The following is a 19,318-nucleotide window of genomic DNA, read 5'->3' on the forward strand; positions in this document are numbered from 1 at the left end:
GGCGCCTCAGGCCCTCGGCTGGAAGCTCTCGAGCACGCGCCGCCACAGCGCGATCGCCTCGGCATCGAAGGGCGCGGGGCTGCTGGCCGTGAGGATCAGCACGCTCCTGCCGCCCGGATCCTGCGGCAGCAGGAACACGGCCTGGCGTTGATGCAGCGCCTGGCCGTTCTGCTTGAACTGCGTCACCAGCTCGATGGCGTGCAGGCTCGCGATGGCCGGCCCCACGGCGATGTCGGTGCGCGACACCTCCTTGAGCTGGCTCACCTGGCGCGTCAGGTCGTTCATCTGCCGCGTGACGAACTGCGCCAGGGTTTCCTGCGTTCGCAGCGCGTCGCGGCTCACGATGAGCGTGGTGCCTGAGCCGTCGGGCATGGCCAGCACGTTCATCGAGCGGTCGATGCGTCCGTCGTCGGGCACGTCGAACCGGCCTTCCTGGATGTGGTACTTCATCAGGGTTGCTTTCTTGCGGGGTGTTCTATGCGGGGTCGAAGGCCACGAAGGCCAGGCAGTCCGGGTTGCGCTCGGTGAAGCCGAAAGACAGCCGGCCCCAGCCGGGCATGGCCGTGAAGGTGGTCGCCTCGTCGAGCGAACGGCCGCGCGGCACGTCGGTGATATCGAGCGCGGCATAGTGCTGGCGCACTTCGGCCAGCGGCACACAGCGCCCCTTCAGCTCCAGGACCAGAAAGCCCCGGCTCGCGTCTTCGCGCTTGATGCGCAGATCGATGCGCGCCAGCTCGGCGCCATCCGCAAGGCGTACCGGCGTGCCCTCGAAGAACTGGAACACGGCGCCGCCTTCGGCATGCGTGTCGCTCAAGGTGGTCGACAACGTTCGGCCCACCTTCTGCGTGGAGAACGGCAGCTGAGCCGCCAGCGCATCGATGGCCTGCCAGAGCGTAATGGTCGTCGTGGCTTGTAAATTCATGGTTCAGTGCTTGCCGGCATATTTCTTGTCATAGCCGTTGCCGTAGTACTGCGTGTACTGCTCGCCGGTGGTCGATGTGGTGAGCGTGCCGTAGTACTTGCCGGCCGCAGCCCTCGCAGCCTCGCGGGTGCCCCCCTTCGCCCAGATGTTGTAGGCATCGTTGAAGGCTTCCACGTTCGCGGGGTCGGCCCCCTTGAGGATGTCGACCTTGGCCGCGCGCCAGACCTCGCGCCGCACCTGAATCTGGTTCAGTGCAGCCTCGCCCTCGGAACCGAGCATGCCGTTGACGTACGCGGCCTTCGAGGAAATATCGGGCTTGAAGCTGTACGAATACATTGCGTGCCCGACCTCGTGCGACAGCGACGCGGCGGTCTTGTACGGGTCTTTCTGATAGGCACCGTCGATCACGATCTTCTTGATGCCCGAATTGGTATTGGCATAGGTGCCCCCGCCCGCAGGCCCGTAGCTGATGGACCACCTGTCGTCCTGCAGGAACTTGAGCTGCCGCTGCAACGTGGGTGACCGCGCCGCAATCGCATCGACGCCCTTGCCGAGGCCGGTGGTCACATAGCCCGGCGGCGACGCCGCGGGCAGGGCATGCTCCGAGGCTTGCGCAGACGTGGCAGCGGCCGCGGGCGCCACTGGCACGTCCTCCTCTGCCGCAGCTTCTTCGGCCTGGCTGCCGATGGGCGCATCGCAGTTCAGGAAGATCTTCCCGCCCCGCTGGTCCAGGTTGTCCGTGAAGTTGACCAGTCCCTTCACGCCGTTGATCTTCACGGTCCCATCCGCCAGCAGCACTATCGACGACTTGCCGCAGATCAGCGAGATGCTCGTCCTGGCGGTGACGAACACGTCCTGCTCCGCCGCCTGGATCACCACCGACTTCTGACCGGTGAGGTTCGCGTTGGCCGCGGTGGAAGTGACGGAAGCATCGGTCTTCGACACCAGGTTGATCGCGCCCGCGCCGGCGTGCGAGACGATGTCGCCGTCGGACACCACGTTGATCTGTCCGCCCTCGCTCACCTGCGTGAGCATGCCCTTGGCGGCGAGCTGCGTGAGCTGGGCGCCTGTGGTCAAGGTCAGCGCCGAGACGGAGCGCATCGACACGCTCTGCCCCGAGCTCACCACGATGGGCCGGGGGCTGATCATCGTCTGGCCCTCGGGGCTGACGATGGAGACCACGGGCTTGTCGATCTTGCGTGAGAGGTCGAGCATCTGCTGCGCGTCGGCCATGGCCGGATCGGGGTCGTCCGAGACGCCGGCCTCGGGCGATCCGCCGGCCGCCAGCGCGGCGACGGCCTGCGACACGCCGCCGAGCGACTGCACGCCCTGCACCAGCCCCGAGAGCGTCTGGCTCTTGCCCTGGGCCATGGCGCTCACGAGCGATTTCGTCGCGGCCACGGCCTGCCCCGCCGCCTGCATGAGCGCGTTGCTCTGCGCCAGCGTGGCGCCCATGTGCTCGTGGCCATCGGGGTTGTCGCGCGAGGTCTTCTGCGCGAAGTCCTGCGTGTAGGTGGTCAGCAGAAGGCCCTTGTCGGCGCGGATGGAGCCCCACTCGTTGGTGCGCAGCTCGAAGCCGTAGCTGCGCTGCACACCCGAGCCCTGGTTCATCAGATAGCCCATGTGCAGGTGGGTGTTGCCGTGGTCGGTGGAGAGCTCGATGTGCTCGGTGCCGCGGCTGTCCTCGAAGCGCAGCATGTGCTTGCCGCCGCCGCCCTTGCTCCAGTGGGTCTGGAAGCCGGTCTGGGTCTTGTGGCGCGGCAGCTCCCACGGTGGCATCTGCGCGGCGTTGTAGACGCAGCCGGTGACGATCGGATGGTCGGGGTCGCCGTTGAGGAAATCGACGATCACCTCCTGCCCGATGCGCGGGATGTGCATCGCGCCGTAGTTGCTGCCGGCCCAGGTCTGTGAGACGCGGATCCAGCACGAGGAGTTCTCGTCGCGCTTGCCGTAGCGGTCCCAGTGGAACTGCACCTTGATGCGGCCGTACTGGTCAGTGTGGATCTCCTCCCCCGCCGGGCCGACCACCACCGCGGTCTGCGGCCCGGTGGTGCGCGGCTTCGGCGCGACGCGCGCTGGGCGATACGGCGCACTGTCGGGCAGCACCTCGAAGCTCTGGCGGTAGCTGGTGCTGCTGGTCGACTCGCTGTAGGCGGCGTCCGCTGCGCCGACCACGCGCAGCGCGTTCTCCTGGAAGTCGTAGCTCACGGCCTCGATCAGGTAGCGCCGGTTCTCCTGCGCGTTCGGGTGGCGCGCCAGTTCGAAGAGATAGCCGGGCGCCATGTGGCGCAGGTTGCCCTCGGCACTCACCAGTTCGCGGCGCCCCGCGAGCTGCTCCAGCCGCAGGCGCGCGTAGTTCTCGCCGTCGGCCAGCTCGGTGTAGCCGCCGGGCCAGTCGTAGATCTCGAAGCTGTCGCGGCTGTGGCCGGCCGGCTGCTGGCGCACGGTGTCTATCTCGGCGTTCGGCTTCCTGAAGTCGTAGTCGTCGGCCGCGAAGTTGCCCGATGCGATGTCCTCCGAATGGCTCCAGCTGTCGATGAAGTCCTGCTCGAGGATCTGCGCCGCGAGCACGCCCGCGTGATAGGGCACCCTCGCCGGACCGGCGGGCAGGTCGGTGTGCGAATCGGCACCGTCGCACAGCACCAGCTGATGGCTGCCCTGCGCATGCGAGAAGAAGTAGTAGATGCCCTCCTGCTCCATGAGCCGGCTGGCGAAGTTGAAGTCGCTCTCCGAGTACTGCACGCAGTAGTCCCAGGTGCGGTAGCTGCCGCTCAGCCGCGCGTCGATGGCGAAGCCGTAGGGCGCGAGCACCTCCTGCAGGATCTGCGGGGCGGTCTTGAACTGGAATATCCTGAAATCAGAGCGGCGGGTGGCGTACCACAGCCAGGGGCGCAGCGTGGCCTCGTACACGCACATGTCGCCGTCGTCCTTGCCGATGTAGGCGAAGCGCGTGACCTGCCCGCTCAGGAAGCGGCTGCCGGCGCCGCCGAGTTCGGTGGCGAGGTTCACCTCGATGCTCATGTCCTCGCCCAGCATGCTCCGGGGCTGGATGTTGGGCATGTCGCTGATGAGCCGGACGCGGTGCTCGAACAGCGCGGAAATGCGCTCCTGCCCCGTCATCGAGCGGAACTTCAGGCGCTCGCCCAGCGCGCTGTGGGCGATGAAACTGCGGGTCATTCCTGGAAAGCTCCCTGGTCAATGAACCCGGCGCGGGCCGCGCGAGCGGCACGCCGCGCCGGGCAAAGGGAGTTCAGGCCTCCTTGTTTTCCTTGATGTTCCAGCCCAGGACCGTCTCGGCGCCCTTGCCGCCCTTGTCGGTCTGTTCCCAGTACTGCTGCTTCACCTTGGCAGCCTGGAACGAGTACTGCACGAACACGGCGTCGGAGCCCTGCTCGGCCGTGTACTGCACCGAGGTCACCAGCACTTCCTCGAGCGTGACGCGCGTGTACTCGATCTGCGAGCCGCCGGCCTTGCACACCGACACTTCCACCTTGCTCAGGTGCTTGCCGCTGGCGCAGTTCTTCATCACCGAAGGCGCCGCCTTGTCGATGCGCGCCAGAACCTGCAGGTCGTTGAAGCTGGCCTTGCCAACCCCGCCGCCACCGCCGCTGACCATGTTGCCGGGCTGCGTGGCGCCCCATGCGAACGACTTGATGTCGGTCCACTCCTTGTGGTTCGAATCCTTCGATTCGCCGTTCGCGCCTTCGACGCGCATGAACATGTCTACTGCCATGAAATCAACTCCCTCGAAATTGCGTGCCCGCCCGGGGGCACATTGGAACCAGCCGCCCTCCCGGCAGGAGGACGGCAACGAATCGGAAGGCCCGGCCGGCGCTGGTGACACAGCGACGGTGGCCTTTTTCCGAAGCACAACGCTTCAGCACACGAACATTAATCGAGGGGTTCGTGCGCAACCAGTGCCGAACGGCATGCGCAAAAAGAACTACCAAAGCCGGCGTTTGGTTCCCGGGATCACATCCTGTACTGTTGCGGGCGCATCGTCCCCACATACCGTCCCATCCATCCAGGAGCCCGCATGGCGTCGTCCACACCCGCTGCCCACCCGCACTACGACCGCCTGATCGCCGCCGCGCGCGGCCTGCCCTCGCTGCGAGTCGCGGTGGTGCACCCCGCCAACGCGGCCTCTCTGGAAGCCGCGCTGGCATCGGCGTCGCTGGGCCTGATCGTGCCGACGCTCGTGGGCCCGCGCGCGAAGATCGAGGCAGCCGCGCAAGAGGCCGGCATCGATCTCTCCAGGATCGCGATCGTCGACGCACCTCACAGCCATGCCGCCGCCGATACGGCCGTGGCCATGGCGCTGCGCGGCGAGGTCGATGCACTCATGAAGGGAAGCCTCCACACCGACGAGCTCATGGGTGCCGTGGTGCGCCGCGAAGGCGGGCTGCGCACCTCGCGGCGCATCAGCCATTGCTTCGTGATGGACATCCCGGGCCATGCGCAGCCGCTGATCATTTCCGACGCGGCCATCAACATCGCACCCACGCTGGAGGAGAAGGCCGACATCGTGCAGAACGCGATCGACCTTGCGCACGCGCTGCACATGCCGGCGGTGCGCGTGGCGATTCTTTCCGCGACGGAGACGGTCAACGCCAAGGTGCCCTCCACGCTCGACGCCGCGGTGCTGTGCAAGATGGCCGATCGCGGCCAGATCACCGGTGCGGTGCTCGACGGCCCGCTGGCCATGGACAACGCCATCGACGCCGAGGCCGCTCGCATCAAGGGAATCGTCTCGCCGGTGGCCGGCCGCGCCAACGTGCTCATCGTGCCCGACCTCGACGCCGGCAACATGCTCGCGAAGAGCCTGACCTTCCTCGGCGGAGCCTATGCGGCGGGCATCGTGCTGGGCACGAAGGTGCCGGTGATCCTCACGAGCCGCGCCGACTCCGAACCGGCCCGGCTCGCCTCGTGCGCCGTCGCCTCCATGCTCGCGAAGGCGGGGCGCGACAAGCTCATCAAGGCGGTGGGCTGAGCCCGGGGCTCAGCGCGCACCGGCCACGATCGCGATGCCCCTGATCTGCCCCGCGGAGGGCGCCCGCTCCGGCTTCGGGTAGCGCGTCGGCGAGAAGCGATGCAGCAGCTCCGCCTCCTGCAGCTTCGCAGCTTCGAAGTTCGCGAGCTTGACGTGGCCGAAGCCGCGGATCGACAGCGGCAGCGCCGCGATGCGCGCGGCCGTCGCCTGGTTGCCCACCGAGAGTTCACCCGACATGGCCTCGAGCAAGCCATCGAAGTGCGCGATCAGCTCGCGCTCCATGCGCCGCTCGCCGGTGCGGCCGAAGGGGTCGAACGCCGTTCCGCGCAGCCGCTTGCCATGCGCCAGCCAGCGCATCGCGGGCAGCATCCAGCTTCCGATGCGGATCTTGGCGGGAGCCTTCCCGTGCGCGCCACGCGAGAGCACCGGCGGAGCCATGTGGAATTCAAGCTTCAGATCGCCTTCGAACTGCTCGTTGAGCTTCTGCAGGAAGGCGCCGTCGGTGTAGAGCCGCGCCACTTCGTACTCGTCCTTGTAGCTCATGAGCTTCAGCAGGCTGCGTGCCGCATTGCGCGTGAAGGGCAGGCTGGCATCGCCGCCTTGCAGTGCAGCCTCGCGCTCGCGAAGGCTGCGGATGCGCGCCTCGAAGCGGTCCGCCCATGCGGCGTTCTGGTAGCCCGTGAGATGCCGGCGCGCCTCGGCGATCAGCACGTCGAGTGGTCGCTCGTCGACGGAAGAAGCCTGCGCATCGGCGGGCGCCGCACGCAGCGCATCGAGCGCCTCGGGGTTGCCGGCCGCGAGCCGTCCCAGCGAGAAGGCCGACTGGTTCGCGGCCACCGCCACGCCGTTGAGTTCGATCGCGTGCATCAGCGCCTCCAGGCTCAGCGGCACCAGCCCGCGCTGCCACGCATAGCCGGCCGCGACAATGTTGGCGGCCAGCGTGTCGCCGAGGAACTCTTCCGCCAGGCTCTGCGCGTCGAAAGTCTCGACCTGCTCTTCGCCGGCGACGAAGCGCATCTTCTCCAGCAGCAGGTCGACGTGCAGGTCCGCATCGGGGTTGCGCAGCGACTCGGCCACCGGAATCTCGTGCACGTTCGCGAGCACGCGCGTGCGCCCGTGCCGCACGGTCTGCAGCGCGTCGGCCGATGCGCCCACCACCACGTCGCAGGCGAGGATGGCGTCGGCCTGCTGCGTGTCGATGCGTACCTGGTGCAGGCGATCGCGCGAGTCGGCCAGGCGCACGAAGCTCAGCACCGAGCCGCCCTTCTGCGCGAAGCCCATGAAGTCGAGCACGCTCGCGGCCTTGCCTTCGAGGTGCGCGGCCATCGCGATCACCGCGCCCACGGTCACCACGCCGGTGCCGCCCACGCCGGTCACGAGCAGGTCGTACGGGGCGGTCCAGGCGTGCTCCACCGGATACGGCAGCGCGGCCACGCGGTGCAGGAAGGCATTGCGCCCGGCCGCGAGCGCGCCGCTCTTGCGGCGCAGCTTGCCGCCCGTCACGCCCACGAAGCTGGGGCAGAAGCCCTTGGCGCAGGAGTAGTCCTTGTTGCAGCTGGTCTGGTCGATCTTGCGCTTGCGGCCCATCGGCGTCTCGTGCGGCAGCACGGCCACGCAGTTGCTCTGCACGGCGCAGTCGCCGCAGCCTTCGCACACGGCCTCGTTGATGAAGAGGCGCTTCGGCGGATCGGCGAGTTCGCCCTTCTTGCGCCGGCGGCGCTTCTCGGCGGCGCAGGTCTGTTCGTAGATGAGCACGGTCACGCCCGCCATCTCGCGCAGGCGGCGCTGCACATCGTCGAGCGCGGCGCGGTCGTGGAACTCGGTGCCATGCGGAAAGCGGTTCTTGATGGCGTCGTACTTGCCGATGGCGTCGCTCACCACCACCACCTTGCTCACGCCTTCCGACTCCACCTGCCGCGCGATGGCGTCCACGCTGATGACGCCATCGACCGGCTGCCCGCCGGTCATCGCCACTGCGTCGTTGAAGAGGATCTTGTAGGTGAGCGTGGCCTTGGCCGCCACGGCCTGGCGGATCGCGAGGTAGCCCGAGTGGTAGTAGGTGCCGTCGCCCAGGTTCTGGAACACGTGCGGCGTCTTGGTGAACATGGCGTGCGAGATCCAGTCCACGCCCTCCCCGCCCATCTGGATCAGCCCTGCGGTGCTGCGGTCCATCCAGTTCGCCATGAAGTGGCAGCCGATGCCGGCGCGCGCGGTCGAGCCCTCGGGCACCTTGGTGCTGGTGTTGTGCGGGCAGCCGGCGCAGAAGTACGGCAGGCGCTTGACCGCGTCGCTCGCATTGGCCAGCAGCTCGGGCGGCGTGAAGTCGCGCACGTGCCGCAGGTGGTCGCCCAGGTCGTGGTTCTCGGGGAAGTGCGCGGCCAGCCAGTGCGCCACCAGCTCGATGAGCCGCGAGGGCCGCAACTCGCCCAGCGCCGACACCAGCGGCTGGCCTTCGCGGTCGTGCTTGCCCACGAGAACGGGGCGCGCGTCGGCGGGCGCGTTGTAGAAGATGTCGCGCAGCTGCGTCTCGACCACCGCGCCCTTCTCCTCGACGATGAGGATCTCTTCCAGCCCCTGTGCAAAGGCCTTGATGCGCGTCTGCTCCACCGGAAAGCTCAGGCCGATCTTGTAGAGCCGCACGCCCGCACGGGCCAGCTGCTCGGGCGAAAGCTCGAGCCGGCGCAGCACTTCCATCAGGTCGTGGTGCGCCTTGCCGCAGGTGACGATGCCCACCTTGGCGTGCTCGCTCACGATCACGTGACGGTCGATGCTGTTGCGCCTGGTGAATGCGGCCACGGCCGCGAGCTTGTCTTCGAGGCGCGACTCGATGCGCAGCGAAGGCAGGTCGGGCCAGCGGTAGTGCAGGCCGTCGGGCGGCGGGCGGTGGCCGGTGGCGGCGCTCACCGCGCCGGCGTCTTCCCATGCGTCGACGCGGGCGTTGATCGCGTCGAGGTCGACGGTGCCCGCGCTTTCAACCACTTCCGACAGCGCCGCCATGCCGACCCACGCGCCCGAGTAGCGCGAGAGCTCGTAGCCGTACAGCCCGAACTCCAGGTACTCGGCCACGCTGGAGGGCTGCACGATGGGCATGCGCCATGCCATGAAGGCGTGGTCGCTCTGGTGCGGCATCGACGACGACACGCAGCCGTGGTCGTCGCCCGCCACCACCAGCACGCCGCCATGCGGCGAGGAGCCGTACGCGTTGCCGTGCTTGAGCGCGTCACCCGCGCGGTCGACGCCCGGGCCCTTGCCGTACCACATGGCGAACACGCCATCGACGGTGCGCTCGGGGTCCGATTCCACACGCTGGGTGCCCAGCACCTGCGTGGCCGCAAGTTCCTCGTTCACGGCAGGCACGAAGCGGATGCCGGTCTGCTTGAAGCGCTCGCCGGCCTTCCAGATCGCCTGGTCGACCATGCCCAGCGGCGAGCCGCGATAGCCGCTGACGAAGCCCTGGGTATGCAGGCCGCGCTGCGCATCGCGCCGGCCCTGCATCACGAGCACGCGGATCAGCGCCTGCGTGCCGGTCAGGAAAACCGAGCCGGACTCGGCCCAGATGTTGTCGGAGAGTTGGTAGCCGGGCCGTCTTATCGCGGTGGCATTGAGTGGGGCATTCATGCCCGGAATTGTTCTGCCGCCCTCCAGGGAAGTGCTTCTTCAATGCACTAGCGCAGACCCTTGTTTGGAGAAAAATCCTCCTCTATGCGGCGAAAAAATGCGATTTTCTTCTTCAATCGGCCAAATTCCGAGAAAACCTGCGCCGCCAGTCTCAGTCCTGCCTGCGCATCGCGAAGAAGCCGCCCGCCACCAGGATGAACGCCCCGATGATCACCTTCTGCCAGGTGCTGGGCACCCCGGCCAGGATCAGCACGTTGTTGATCAGCGTGACCAGCACCACGCCCAGCAGCGTGCCGCCCACGGTGCCGCTGCCGCCGGTGATGCGCGCGCCGCCCAGGATCACGGCGGCGATCACGTCCAGCTCGTTGCCCACCAGGTCGAAGGGGTTCGCCAGCCGCGTGCTCGACACATGCACGATGCCCGCCAGCCCCGACAGGAACCCCGCGTATGCGAACACGAAGACGTGCACCGTGCGCAGGTTGTAGCCCAGCCGCTCCGCGATCGCGAGGCTGCCGCCGATGGCGTACACCGCGCGGCCGATCAGCGTGCGGTTCAGCAACCACCATGTCAGCACCGCCGCGAACACCAGCACCAGCACGGTCGCGGGCAGCACCACGTGCAGGCCCTGCGGCGTGTCGAAGCGCCACAGCGCCAGCTTGCCGAAGGCATCCATCGGCGCGGGTACGTTCATGAAGAACACGGTGCCCACGAAGGTCAGCAGGATGCCCCGGTACAGGTACTGGGTGCCGATGGTCACGATCAGCGAAGGCGCCTTGAGCCAGTGCACCAGCAGCCCGTTGATCACGCCCAGCAGCGCACCGCTCGCCGCGCCGGCAACCAGCAGCAGCGCGATGGGCGCTTCCGGAAAGTAGTTCAGCACCAGCTTGGTGATGCTGTACATGGTGAGCGCGGCGATGGCCGCGAACGACACGTCGATGCCGCCGGCCGCCAGCACGATCAGCACGCCCAGCGCGAACAGGCCCAGCACCGTGCAGGCGCGAACGATGTCGAACAGCACCGGCAGCTGGAAGAAGCTCGGGTTGATCGCGCCCACGGCCAGGCTGGCCAGCACGATCAGTGCGAGCGTAAAGACCGAGGGGCGCTGCGCGAGCCAGCCGCGCAGCGAGAGCCGCGTCCCGGGCACGGATGCGGCCGGCTGCGAAGTTGCGGGCGCGGACTGCGCTTGCATGGTGGAAGCCGTCATGAGAATGCGGGGGAAGGTGTGTCGGAAACCAGCGCGTGGTAGAGGTCGCTCTCGGCGAGCCCCTGCGCGTCGAAGTCGTTGGCGATGCGGCCCTTGCGCATCAGCAGGATGCGGTCGCAGTTCTGCAGCAGCTCCTGCAGGTCGTCGCTCACCAGGATCACGCCCAGGCCCTGCTCGGCCAGCCGCTGCACGATGCGGTAGATGGTGTCCTTGGAGCCCACGTCCACGCCAACGGTCGGGCCGTGCAATATCAGCACGCGCGGCCCGATGGCCAGCCAGCGCCCGATGAGCACGCGCTGCTGGTTGCCGCCCGAGAGCGACTGCACCGGCCTGTCGACGTCGGGGGTGGCGATCTGCAGGTCAGCCACGGTGCGCTCGGCCAGCGCCTGGCACTGGGCCGTGTCGAGCGCGCCGAAGCGCCCGCGCAGGCGGTTGAGCACCGCGGTCACGATGTTGTCGCGGATCGGCTTGTCGAGGAACAGGCCCTCGCTCAGCCGGTCTTCGGGCACGTAGCCGATGCCCTGGCGGATGCCGTCGGTGGGCGTCTTCAGCGCGATCTCCTTCGCGTCGAGCAGCACGCGCCCCCGGTCGGCGGCCTGCACGCCGGCCAGCGCCAGCGCGAGCTCGTTGCGGCCGGAGTCGAGCAGCCCGGTCACGCCGAGGATCTCGCCCTTGCGCAGCGTGAAGCTCACGTCGCTGAACTGCGCACCACGGCCCAGCGATTCCACCTTCAGCAGCTCGTCGCCGCCGTGCGTGCCGTGGCGATAGCGCTCGCCGTCGAGGTGCTTGCCGGTCATCCAGTGCGCGATCTCGGCCTTGGTGAAGTCGCGGATCGGGCCCTGCGCCACCTTCGTGCCGTCGCGGAACACGATGGCCTGGCCGCCCATGGCCATGCACTCGTCGAGCTTGTGGCTCACGAAGAGCACGGCCACGCCCTGCCCGCGCAGCACCTCCACCACGTGCACGAGGTTGTCCACCTCCTTCTGCGTGAGCGAGGTGGTGGGCTCGTCCATGATGACCATGCGCGCGCGGGTGGCCACCGCGCGCGCGATGGCGACGAGCTGCCGCGTGGCGATGGGCATCTCGTCCACCCGCCGCGCGAGGAAGGCCGCGTCGGTCGGCAGCTTCACCGCCTCCAGCGCCCGCGCGGCCGTGGCCGCCAGCACCTTGCGGTCGAAGCGGCGCGCCAGCCGGCCGCCGGTGGCGACGAGCTGCTCGCTGAGCGCGACGTTCTCGGCCACGCTCATGTTCGGCAGCAGCGACAGGTCCTGGTAGACCGTCTCGATGCCGAGGCTGAGCGCCTGCAGCGGCGACAGCGAGTCGTACGGCTGCCCGTCGATCACGATGCGCCCCTGGCTCGGCGGCTGCGCGCCCGAGATGATCTTGATCAGCGTGCTCTTGCCGCAGCCGTTCTCGCCGAGCAGGTGGTAGATCTCGCCGGCCTCGATGCGCAGGTCGATGCCGCGCAGCGCGTGCACGCCCGCGAAGCGCTTGTGCACGTCCTGCACTTCGAGGAACACCCGGCGCCCAGCCGGTGCGCCGGCCGGGCTTGGGCTTGCTTGCGTGGAAGGCGCGGTCAGGGTCATGGCTGCAGTCGCGTCAGAACGAATACTTCTTGTAGTTCTGCTTGTCCACCTCGACCCAGGCCTGGCCCGTGACGATGATGCCCACGCCCGGCCCCTTCTTCACCGAAACCTTGTTGTAGCCCGGCACGCCCATGTCGGTGCCGTCGGTGATGGTCTTGCCGTCGAGCAGCATCTTGGCCGCCTTGTTCATGACGATGCCGGCGTCCTTCGGGTCCCAGAAGGCGATGCCGCCGACCGCGCCCGACTCGAGGAACTTGGCCGCCTCGCTCGGCAGGCCGGTGCCGAAGACGCAGATCTTGCCCGCCAGGCCGGCTTCTTCCACCGCGCGGCCGATGCCCAGCACATCCAGCGACGACGAGCCCTGGAAGCCCTTCAGGTCCGGGTGCTTGCGCAGCATTTCCTTGGCCTTGCCGTAGGCCTTCTCGGCGTCGTTGAGCGATTCGTTCTTGGCGTCGACCAGCTGCATCTTGGGGTACTTCTTCGCGTTGGCCGCGCCGCCGTCGGCCCACTGCACCTGCGACTGGCTGCCCAGCGAGCCGACCAGCGAGGTCCACTTGCCCTGCTGGCCCATACAGGCGGCAAGGCGTTCGTTGATGCGCGCGCCGTAGGCCGTGTTGTCGAAGGCCTCGATGTCGACCATCGTGTTCTTCTGGTTGTCGGCCTCGTGCGTGACGACCTTGATGCCGCGCTCCATCGCGCGCTTGAGCACCGGCTCCAGCGTGGGCGGGTCCATCGACACCACCGCGATCGCGTCGACCTTCTTGGCCACCAGGTCTTCCACCAGGCGCTGCTGCTGCGCGGCGTCGGACTGGGCCGGGCCGATCTGGCGCGTGGTCACGCCCGGCGTGCTGCTGCCGAACTCCTTCACGCCCACTTCCATGCGGTTGAACCAGCTGATGCCGGTGATCTTCACCACGGTGACGATGTCCTGCGGCTTGCCCTGCGCATGCAGCGCCGAGGCGAAGGCCACGGTGCCCAGTGCCAGCACGGTGCAGGCGATCTTGGTTTTCTTCAGCATGTTCGTTTGTCTCCTAGCCCTCGGTGGTTCTGTGCGTCGCGCCAGGAGGGGGCTGATGCGGCGGTGCGCTGGTGCGCGAAACGGAGATGAAGCTGCGCAGGTCGCCCAGGCTCAGGCGCGCCGATGCAAGGAAGAACAGCAGCAGCAGACCCCAGGCGCAATCGCGGAAGAAGTTGGAAATGCCCAGCAGGTTGAAGGTGCTCGACAGCAGCTGCAGCGCCACGGCCGAGAAGAACAGGCACACCATGCGCCCGTAGCCGCCCTGCGGCCGCACGCCCGCCATCACGGTGATGAGGATGGCGATCAGCAGGTAGGAGTTGCCGTAGTCCGACTTCACGCTGGCCGTGCGGCCCGCGATGATCACGCCCGCCACCGCCGCCAGCACGCCGCACAGCGCGTAGGTGGCAATCAGCATGCGGCCCTGCGGAATGCCCGCGTAGCGCGCCGCCTTGGCATTCGTGCCCAGCAGGAAGAGCCGGATGCCGAACGGGCTCTGCTTGAGCAGCCAGCCCACGGCCAGCAGCATCACGACGAAGATCGCGAACGGAATGGGCACGCCCAGCACGTTCTCGTTGCCGATGGCGGAGAGCGGCTCCGCGTTGCCCACGCGCAGGCTCGAGCCGCCGGTGAGCACCACCGCCAGGCCGGTGTAGAGCAGCTGCGTGCCCAGCGTGCAGAGAATGGGCGTGAGGCCCGCGCGGGCGATCAGCACGCCGTTGAGCAGCCCGCCAGCCAGCCCCACCGCCAGCGCGATGACCGTGAAGGCGCCGGTGTAGAGCCAGGGCGAGGCATCGGCCTGCACCAGCATCGGCGCCAGCGTGGCGGCCACCACGCCCGAGAGGTTGGCCAGCGCCACGCCGGAGAGGTCGATGCCGCCGTTGCCGGAGATCATCGACAGCGCCACGCCCATGGCCAGCAGGCCGAGCTCGGGCAACTGGCCGCCCATCGACTGGAAGTTGTAGACGTCGAGGAAGTCGCCCTTCGAAAGCACCGTGGCGGCCACGAGGATCGCGACGTTGATGCCGACCAGGAAGTTGAGCTCGCGGTCTGAAAACCTGAATTTCACGGAAAGCTCCTTTGCGGCTCGCGTCTCAGGCCGCCGCGCGGTTCAGCAGCGCATCGACCTCGGCGCGCGTGGGCATCGAAGGCGCGGTGCCCGCGCGCGTGACCGAGATGGCCGCCACGGCCGAGCCGAAGCGCGCGGCCTCCAATGGCGATGCGCCTTCGGCCAGCGCGGCCGCGAAGCCGCCGTTGAAGGCATCGCCCGCGCCGGCCGTTTCCTTCACCGCGCCGGCATTGAACACGGGCAGGTGCACCGACTCGTTTGCGCTGTGCAGCAGCGCGCCCTTGTCGCCCAGCGTGATGAGCGCGCAGCCAACGCCCTTGGAGAGGAAGAAGTCGCCCGCGCGGCGTGCGTCCTCAACGGTCTCGACGGTGATGCCGCTCAGCGCCGCAGCTTCATGCTCGTTGGGCGTGATGTAGTCGCACAGCGGGTACACGGCATCGTCGAAGGGCAATGCGGGCGCGGGGTTGAACACCGTCACCGTGCCGGCGGCGCGTGCGAGCTCCAGGCCGCGCTGCGCGGCGCCCGCGGGCTGCTCCAGCTGCGTGACGAACACGCGCGCACCGCGGATGGCATCGGCAGCGGCATCGACGTCCGCAGAGTCGATCAGCGCCGCCGCGCCGGGCACCACGATGATGGCGTTGGCGCCCGTGACCTCGTGCACGTAGATGAAGGCCGCGCCGGTCGGCTGCGTCGTCACCTGCGGCACGCGCGGTGTGATGCCTTCCTGCGCCCACAGTGCGAGCGCATTCGCGCCGAAGGCGTCCTGCCCGAGCTTGGAGATGAAGGTGACCTGCGCACCCGCGCGCGCCGCCGCCACCGACTGGTTCGAGCCCTTGCCGCCCGGCCCCATGGCGAAGCCGGAGCCGGCGATGGTCTGGCCCACGCCCGGAAGATCGGCAGCGCGGAAGGCGAGGTCGGCCACGAAGATGCCGAGCACGGCGACTCCGTGCTGCTGCTGATGCAGGGAAACAGCTGTCATCTCGATCAGGCCTCGGGGGCGATCACGCCCTTCTTGAAGACGAAGCAGCCGTAGAAGCGGCGCTCGCCGGTGGCGATCACGCAGTAGGCGCGGCGCGCCGCTTCGTAGAAGGCGAAGCGCTCGATGGAGCCCATCGGCCGCGGGCGCCCTTCGGCCGCGTCGATCTCGCGCTGCATTTCCTGCTGCACGGGCGGAATCTCATCGGGCGCGCCCATGATCTCCATGCGCCGCGCCGGATCTTCCACCGCGTTGTCCAGCGGCAGCACTGAAAGAATGGCGCGCGCCGCCTCGGTGGTGCCCACGCCGTCGATGCGCAGCAGCCGGCCCAGCGAGGTCTGGCGGGCGACCGAGTCGGCCGGGAAGTTGGCGTCGCACAGCACCAGCTCGTCGCCATGGCCCATGGCGCGCAGGGCGTGGAGCACGTCTGCGTTGAGCAGCGGATGGATGGACTTCAGCATGCGGTCTGTCTCCTCGAAATGAACGGCTTTCGCGACTGCGATCCTAGAGAAAGAAAACGTTTGCGCAAACGTTTTCTATTCGGGGATTTCCCTTGGTTTGATGATGCGAACAACACTGGCGCACTCATTCGCCATACGGAATCCAGATGTTCTTGACCTGCGTGGCATGACGCAGGAACACGGCCCCCTCGGCGGAGGCCGCGTCGTGCCAGTCGGTGGCCAGGCCGTGGTCGACCAGCGTGCGCTTGAGGTTGCCGACCGACAGCCGCTCGGCATCGCGCGACAGCTCCTTCGCGCCGAAGACCCAGAGCGCGTCGACGTCGTCGTGCTCCGCCAGCGTGCGCGCCAGGCTCGCGGCCGGGCCGGTCACGAGGTTGATTACTCCGGCCGGCAGGTCGGAGGTGTCGAGCACCTGGTAGAAGTCGGTGGCGACCAGCGCGTGCTTCTCGCCGGGCACGATCACCGTGCGGTTGCCCATGGCCATGAGCGGCGCGAGCAGGCTCACGAAGGACAGCAGCGGCGCTTCATCCGGGCACACGACGCCCACCACGCCGATCGCCTCGACCGTGGCCAAAGCCACGCCGCGCAGCGGCGGCACATGCACCGTACCCTCGTACTTGTCGGCCCAGGCGCCGTAGGCGAACAGGCGGCTCACCGATGCGTCGACCTCGGCCTGCGCGGCCTTTGCGGCAACGCCGGTCAGGCTGGAGATGCGCGCCGTGAACTCGCCGGCGCGGGCCGAGAGGTTCTCGGCAAGGTAATACAGCGCCTGCGCGCGGCGATGCGGCGTCGCGCTCGACCAGCCCGCCGCCGCGCGCGCGGCGGCGACGGCGTTGCGGATGTCCTTGCGGTTGCCCACGCCCACCTCTCCGGCAGCCTGCCCGTTGGCGGCGAAGACGGAACGAGAAAGCTCGCCATCCGGGCGCACCTGCTTGCCGCCGATGAAGAGCTTGGCGGTGCGGTCGATGGCGGGCAGCGCGAGCGCAGACTCGCTCTTCGTGTCAGCAGCCTCGTTCGCCGCCACAGCCGCCACAGCCGCCACAGCCGCGGCAGCCACGGCATCAGGACGCGGCTTGCGCTGCGCCCACGCACGCGGCTTCAGGTACTCGTAGCAGCCCTCTCTTCCGCCCTCGCGGCCATAGCCCGATTCGCGGTACCCGCCGAAGCCCACACCCGCGTCGAACAGGTTGGTCGCGTTGACCCACACCACGCCCGCCTGCAGCTGCGGCGCGATGCCCAGCGCGAGGCCGATGGTCTCGCTCCACACGCTGGCGGCGAGGCCGTAGCGCGTGTTGTTGGCCAGCACGACGGCTTCGTCGGGCGTGCGGAATGTCATCGTCACCAGCACCGGGCCGAAGATCTCCTCGGTCGCGACGGTGGATGCCGGTTGCACGCCTGTCAGCAGCGTCGGCGGAAAGAAATTGCCGCCCGGCGGCAGCGCGCCCGGCGCCTGGTAGCAGCTCGCGCCTTCGCGCACGCCGGTGGCCACGAGCGAGCGCACGCGCTCGAGCTGCGTGGGGTCGATCAGGCTGCCCATGTCGATCGCCTTGTCCAGCGGCGGGCCCACGCGCAGGGTCTGCATGCGGCACTTGAGCCGCGCGATGAAATCGTCGGCAACGCCTTCCTGCAGCAGCAGCCGCGAGCCGGCGCAGCACACCTGGCCCTGGTTGAACCAGATCGCGTCGACCACGCCTTCGACGGCGGCGTCGATGTCCGCGTCGTCGAACACGATGAAAGGCGACTTGCCGCCCAGCTCCAGCGTGAGCGACTTGCCCGTGCCCGCCGTCGCGGTGCGGATCAGTCGCCCCACTTCGGTCGAGCCGGTGAACGCGATCTTGTCCACGCCCTCGTGCGCGACCAGCGCCGCGCCCGTGGCACCGTCGCCCGTCACCACGTTGAGCACGCCGCGCGGCAGGCCCGCCTGCGCCGCGAGCTCGGCGAAGAGCAAAGCGCTCAGCGGCGTGAACTCGGCGGGCTTCAGCACCACGGTGTTGCCCAGCGCGAGCGCGGGCGCGATCTTCCACGCGAGCATCAGCAGCGGGAAGTTCCACGGAATGATCTGGCCGACCACGCCCAGCGGCACCTGGTCGGCGAACTCGCGCTCCTGCAGCTGCGCCCAGCCGGCGTGGTGATAGAAGTGGCGCGCGGCCAGCGGCACGTCGAGGTCGCGCGTCTCGCGGATCGGCTTGCCGTTGTCCAGCGCCTCGACAACCGCGAGCAGGCGTGCGTGGCGCTGCACCATGCGGGCGAGCGCATAGAGGTGCCGCGCGCGGCCGTGGCCGCCGAGCGCATGCCAGCCGGGCTGCGCGGCGCGCGCTGCCGCCACGGCGGCGTCGACGTCCTTCGCCGAGCCCTGGGCGATGCGTGCGAGGCGCTGGCCGGTGGCCGGCTCGGCCGTGTCGAAATGCGCGCCCTCGGAAGCAGGCGTGAAGCGCCCGTCGATGAAATGGCCGAAGCCCTCGGCGTGGCGCGCGAGCCATTCGCGCGCGTCGGTGTCGCTCTCGGGCGCGGGGCCGTAGTCCATGGTGTCGAAATAACGTGCGACGCTGCTGCCGCTGTTGTTGTTGCTCATCGGGCTCATCCGATCGGGTGGCGGTTGTAGGCCGAGTAGCGGCCGGTGACGTGGTGCTCCAGCTGGCGCTCGATGTCGGCCAGCAGCGTGGAGGCGCCGATGCGGAACAGGTCGGGCTCGAGCCAGTCGCGGCCCAACTCTTCCTTCATGAGCACCTGGTAGTCGAGTGCGGTCTTCGCAGTGGAGACGCCGCCCGCGGGCTTGTAGCCCACGCGCAGGCCGGTGCGGGCCTCGTACTGGCGGATCATCCGCAGCATTGCGAGCGTGACCAGCGGCGTGGCGTTCACGCCCTCCTTGCCGGTGGAAGTCTTGATGAAGTCGGCGCCGGCCATCATGCAGACCATCGACGCCTTCGCGACGTTGCGCAGCGTCTTGAGCTCGCCCGTCGCGAGGATCGCCTTCACATGCGCCTCGCCCGCCGCGCGGCGGAAGTCGAGCATTTCGTCGTAGAGCTTCTTCCAATGGCCGGCAAGCACGTGCTCGCGGGTGATGACGATGTCGATCTCCGAGGCGCCGTCGCGCACCGAGGCCTCGATCTCCTTGAGCTTCAGCTCGTGCGGGATCAGCCCCGCCGGAAAGCCCGTGGACACCGCCGCCACCGGAATGCCGGTGCCCGCCAGCGCCTCGACCGCCGTCGACACGAAGCGGTGATAGACGCACACCGCGCCGGTGTGCAGCTTGCGGTCGGCGAAGCCCAGCGCGGCCAGCAGGTCGGGGCGAACCGGCATCGCGGCCTTGGCGCAGAGCCGCTTCACGCGCTCGGCGGTGTCGTCGCCGCTGAGCGTGGTCAGGTCGATGCAGGTGATGGCCTTGAGCAGCCAGCCGGCCTGCGCGTCCTTCTTGACCGAGCGGCGGCCGGGCAGCGTCGCCACGCGGCGCTCGGCGGCGGAGAGGTTGAAGCGGAT

General features: G+C 68.6%; 14 protein-coding genes. 1 reads left to right on the forward strand and 13 read right to left on the reverse strand.

The features are described from left to right. Positions 1–6: 6 nt before the first annotated feature. The 4 genes from QMO14_RS17460 to QMO14_RS17475 all read right to left on the reverse strand — a co-directional run bounded on the left by QMO14_RS17460 (position 7) and on the right by QMO14_RS17475 (position 4,655). Positions 7–450 (reverse strand): DUF1795 domain-containing protein, encoded by a 444-nt coding sequence (locus QMO14_RS17460; RefSeq protein WP_301508673.1) that lies wholly within the window; start codon positions 448–450, stop codon positions 7–9. A gap of 25 nt (positions 451–475) precedes the next feature. Next, positions 476–922: a hypothetical protein gene (locus tag QMO14_RS17465; protein ID WP_301508674.1), complete on the reverse strand. Its 447-nt coding sequence runs from the start codon at positions 920–922 to the stop codon at positions 476–478. A gap of 3 nt (positions 923–925) precedes the next feature. Continuing rightward, positions 926–4,099: a type VI secretion system Vgr family protein gene (locus tag QMO14_RS17470; protein ID WP_301508676.1), complete on the reverse strand. Its 3,174-nt coding sequence runs from the start codon at positions 4,097–4,099 to the stop codon at positions 926–928. A 73-nt stretch (positions 4,100–4,172) separates the two neighbouring features. Next, a complete protein-coding gene (locus tag QMO14_RS17475) occupies positions 4,173–4,655 on the reverse strand; it encodes a type VI secretion system tube protein Hcp (protein ID WP_176656931.1) in 483 nt (160 codons plus the stop codon). 303 nt (positions 4,656–4,958) lie between these two features. Here QMO14_RS17475 and QMO14_RS17480 point away from each other — a divergent pair, with 303 nt between their 5' ends. Next, complete coding sequence (locus QMO14_RS17480) at positions 4,959–5,912, forward strand: phosphate acetyltransferase (RefSeq protein ID WP_301508678.1); 954 nt, start codon at positions 4,959–4,961, stop codon at positions 5,910–5,912. A 9-nt stretch (positions 5,913–5,921) separates the two neighbouring features. On the opposite strand, the gene QMO14_RS17485 is transcribed toward QMO14_RS17480, so the two are convergent. From QMO14_RS17485 to deoC, 9 genes are all read right to left on the reverse strand, one after another. Next, positions 5,922–9,530: an indolepyruvate ferredoxin oxidoreductase family protein gene (locus QMO14_RS17485; RefSeq protein WP_301508680.1), complete on the reverse strand. Its 3,609-nt coding sequence runs from the start codon at positions 9,528–9,530 to the stop codon at positions 5,922–5,924. Positions 9,531–9,681: 151 nt separating this feature from the next. After that, a complete protein-coding gene (locus QMO14_RS17490; protein WP_301508681.1) occupies positions 9,682–10,734 on the reverse strand; it encodes an ABC transporter permease in 1,053 nt (350 codons plus the stop codon). Next, complete coding sequence (locus QMO14_RS17495) at positions 10,731–12,320, reverse strand: sugar ABC transporter ATP-binding protein (protein ID WP_301508682.1); 1,590 nt, start codon at positions 12,318–12,320, stop codon at positions 10,731–10,733. Before QMO14_RS17495 ends, QMO14_RS17490 begins: the two co-directional genes overlap by 4 nt. Positions 12,321–12,333: 13 nt before the next feature. Continuing rightward, positions 12,334–13,338, reverse strand: a complete 1,005-nt coding sequence (locus QMO14_RS17500; RefSeq protein ID WP_301508683.1) for a substrate-binding domain-containing protein — start codon at positions 13,336–13,338, stop codon at positions 12,334–12,336. Positions 13,339–13,351: 13 nt separating this feature from the next. Then, a complete protein-coding gene (locus QMO14_RS17505; protein WP_301508684.1) occupies positions 13,352–14,404 on the reverse strand; it encodes an ABC transporter permease in 1,053 nt (350 codons plus the stop codon). Positions 14,405–14,429: 25 nt separating this feature from the next. Further along, positions 14,430–15,383 carry a ribokinase gene (locus QMO14_RS17510; RefSeq protein WP_301508685.1) on the reverse strand — a complete coding sequence of 318 codons (954 nt, stop codon included), beginning with the start codon at positions 15,381–15,383 and terminating at the stop codon, positions 14,430–14,432. Between the two features lie 5 nt (positions 15,384–15,388). Further along, the gene (locus QMO14_RS17515) at positions 15,389–15,841 is read right to left on the reverse strand and encodes an RbsD/FucU family protein (RefSeq protein WP_301508686.1); all 453 of its coding nucleotides are present in this window, start codon (positions 15,839–15,841) and stop codon (positions 15,389–15,391) included. 124 nt (positions 15,842–15,965) lie between these two features. After that, entirely contained in the window at positions 15,966–18,413 is a 2,448-nt protein-coding gene (locus QMO14_RS17520; RefSeq protein ID WP_301508687.1) for an aldehyde dehydrogenase family protein, read from the reverse strand. Between the two features lie 5 nt (positions 18,414–18,418). Further along, the coding region (gene deoC, locus QMO14_RS17525) for a deoxyribose-phosphate aldolase (protein ID WP_301508688.1) at positions 18,419–19,318 on the reverse strand (900 nt) is incomplete at its 5' end.

The organism is Variovorax sp. CAN15 (assembly GCF_030462475.1).
Lineage (GTDB): Bacteria > Pseudomonadota > Gammaproteobacteria > Burkholderiales > Burkholderiaceae_C > Variovorax.